2 protein-coding genes are annotated in these 3,037 nt (G+C 70.1%); both read left to right on the top strand.

The features are described from left to right. The first annotated feature begins 257 nt into the window (after positions 1-257). Positions 258-530, top strand: coding sequence for a DUF2530 domain-containing protein (locus tag ACJA3G_RS34025; protein ID WP_406556891.1), 273 nt, complete (start codon positions 258-260; stop codon positions 528-530). Positions 531-670: 140 nt separating this feature from the next. Further along, the coding region (locus ACJA3G_RS34020; RefSeq protein WP_406556890.1) for an HAD-IC family P-type ATPase at positions 671-3,037 on the top strand (2,367 nt) is incomplete at its 3' end.

The raw sequence follows: 3,037 nt of genomic DNA, 5'->3' as shown, positions 1-3,037 counted from the left end.
GCGGTGGCCGACGGGGACATGCGGAACCTCAGTCGTGAGACGGGGCGGGGGAGCGGGAGCTGCGCACTGCGTAAGCGGCTTTACCCGAACTTCTTTGGACGTTTCAACGAACAAAACGAGTCAGCCGTAAGCCGTTTCAGTATGAATACATAAGTCGAAGATCGCTATCTCCGCGCGTAGACACAAGGGGCGCCCGGGGTGCGGAAGGCCGCGAACGGTCCGCCGGGGCGGCACGGGCGTCCCCCTACACTGATCGCATGGAGAAGTGGACCCCGAAGCACGAGGCGCCGGAGCCCCTGGAAGGGCCGGTCGTCGCCACCATCACCGGCGGCACGATCCTCTGGTTCGTCCTCTTCCTGGTCCAGCTGCCGTTCTACGGCTGGTTCGACGACCACGGCCATCTGTGGTGGGTGTGGACGTGCCTGGCCGGCGGCGGTCTCGGTCTGATCGGCATCTGGTACGTACGGGGGCGCGACGCGGCCCTCAAGCGGCACGCGGCGGAGCGGGACGCGGCGGCCGGGACGCCGTGAGGTGACAGCGCGGTAGGGGCCGGCGCGGTAGGAGACCTCCCGGCGGGCGTACCGCCACAGGACCATTCGTCTCCTCCCCTGGTCTGATGTTCGACGTTCCCGGCAGGTGAAGCGGGAATTCCCCCCGTACCGTCGAAATCATGACGCAGCGCGCCAATATCGACGCCGGGGCGGAACTCGACCCCGTCCACCCCGTGCCGCCGCCCGTGGCGTCCGGCCGGGCGACCGGTCTGACCACCGCCGAAGTCGCCGAACGCGTCGCCCGGGGCGAGGTCAACGACGTACCGCTGCGCAGCAGCCGCTCCACCGCCGAGATCGTCCGCGCCAACGTCTTCACCCGCTTCAACGCGATCATCGGCGTGCTGTGGGTGGTCATGCTCTTCGTGGCGCCGCTCCAGGACAGCCTCTTCGGCTTCGTGATCATCGCCAACACGGGCATCGGCATCATCCAGGAGCTGCGCGCCAAGAATACCCTGGACGGACTCGCGGTCATCGGCGAGGCCAAGCCGACGGTCCGGCGCGACGGGACCGGCGCCGAGATCTCCACCTCCGAGATCGTCCTCGGCGACCTGGTGGAGCTCGGGCCGGGCGACCGGGTCGTGGTCGACGGCGAGGTGGTGGAGGCCGACGGTCTGGAGATCGACGAGTCGCTGCTGACCGGCGAGGCCGACCCGGTCCTCAAGAAGCCCGGCGACCGCATGATGTCCGGGTCGTTCGTGGTCGCGGGCGGCGGCGCGTTCACCGCGACGAAGGTCGGACGCGAGGCGTACGCGGCGCAGCTCGCGGAGGAGGCCAGCCGCTTCACCCTGGTCCACTCCGAGCTGCGCTCGGGCATCTCGATGATCCTCAAGTACGTGACCTGGCTGATGGTCCCGACCTCGATCGGCCTGGTGATCAGCCAGCTCGTGGTCAAGGACGACGACTTCAAGCAGTCGGTCGCGTACACGGTGGGCGGCATCGTCCCGATGATCCCCGAGGGCCTTGTGCTGCTCACCTCGGTCGCCTTCGCGATCGGGGTGATCCGGCTCGGCCGCAAGCAGTGCCTGGTGCAGGAGCTCCCCGCGATCGAGGGCCTCGCGCGCGTGGACGTGGTCTGCCTCGACAAGACCGGCACGCTCACCGAGGGCGGCATGGACGTCACCGAGCTGCGGCCCCTGGACGGCGCCGACGAGGCGTACGTACGCAAGGTGCTCGGCGCGCTCGGCGAGTCCGACCCGCGTCCCAACGCCTCGCTCCAGGCGGTCATCGACGCGTATCCGGACAGCGAGGAGTGGCGGTGCACGGAGTCGCTGCCGTTCTCCTCGGCGCGCAAGTACAGCGGGGCGGCGTTCAGCGAGGGCGACGGGGAGAACTCGACGTGGCTGCTGGGCGCGCCGGACGTCCTGCTGCCGGCGGACGACCCGTCCCTCGCGGAGATCGACTCCCTCAACGAACAGGGCCTGCGCGTCCTGCTGCTGGCCCGCGCCGGGCGCGAGCTCGACGACCCGCGGGTGGCGACGGACGCGCGGGCGACGGCGCTGGTGGTGCTGGAGCAGCGGCTGCGACCGGACGCGGGCGACACCCTGCGCTACTTCGAGGAGCAGGACGTCCACGCGAAGGTCATCTCCGGGGACAACGCGGTCTCGGTGGGCGCGGTGGCCGGCAAGCTGGGCCTGCCGGGCGCGCAGAACGCGGTGGACGCGCGCAAGCTGCCGGAGGGGCGCGCGGAGATGGCGTCCGTCCTGGACGAGAACGCGGTGTTCGGGCGGGTGTCGCCGCAGCAGAAGCGGGACATGGTGGCGGCGCTGCAGTCCCGCGGGCACACGGTGGCGATGACGGGCGACGGCGTCAACGACGTCCTGGCCCTCAAGGACGCGGACATCGGCGTCTCCATGGGGTCGGGCTCGGAGGCGACGCGGGCGGTGGCCCAGATCGTCCTGCTGGACAACAGCTTCGCCACCCTGCCGTCGGTGGTGGCGGAGGGGCGCCGGGTGATCGGGAACATCACGCGGGTGGCGACGCTGTTCCTGGTGAAGACGGTGTACTCGGTACTGCTGGCGCTCCTCGTGGTCTGCACCCAGGTGGAATACCTGTTCCTGCCGCGCCATCTGACGATGCTGTCCACGCTGACGATCGGCATCCCGGCGTTCTTCCTGGCGCTGGCCCCCAACACGGAACGGGCCCAGCCGCATTTCGTACGGCGCGTGATGCGGTACGCGATCCCCGGCGGGGTGATCGCGGCGGTGACCACCTTCGCCACGTATCTGCTGGCGCGGCACTACTACACGGGGCCGGACGCCCGCGAGGCCGAGACCAGCGCGGCGACGCTGACGCTGTTCCTGGTGTCGATGTGGGTCCTGGCGATCATCGCCCGCCCGTACACGTGGTGGCGGATAGCCCTGGTGGCGTCGATGGGCTTCGCCTTCCTCCTGGTCCTGGCGGTCCCCTGGCTCCAGACGTTCTTCGCCCTGCGCCTGGTGGGGACGACGATGCCGTGGGTTGCGGTGGGGATCGCTGTGGTGGGGGCG

The sequence above is a fragment of the Streptomyces sp. YS-3 genome (assembly GCF_045257485.1).
Classification (GTDB): Bacteria; Actinomycetota; Actinomycetes; order Streptomycetales; family Streptomycetaceae; genus Streptomyces.
Note: the sequence above shows the minus strand (reverse complement) of the source record. Positions and strands in the feature narration are given on the sequence as shown.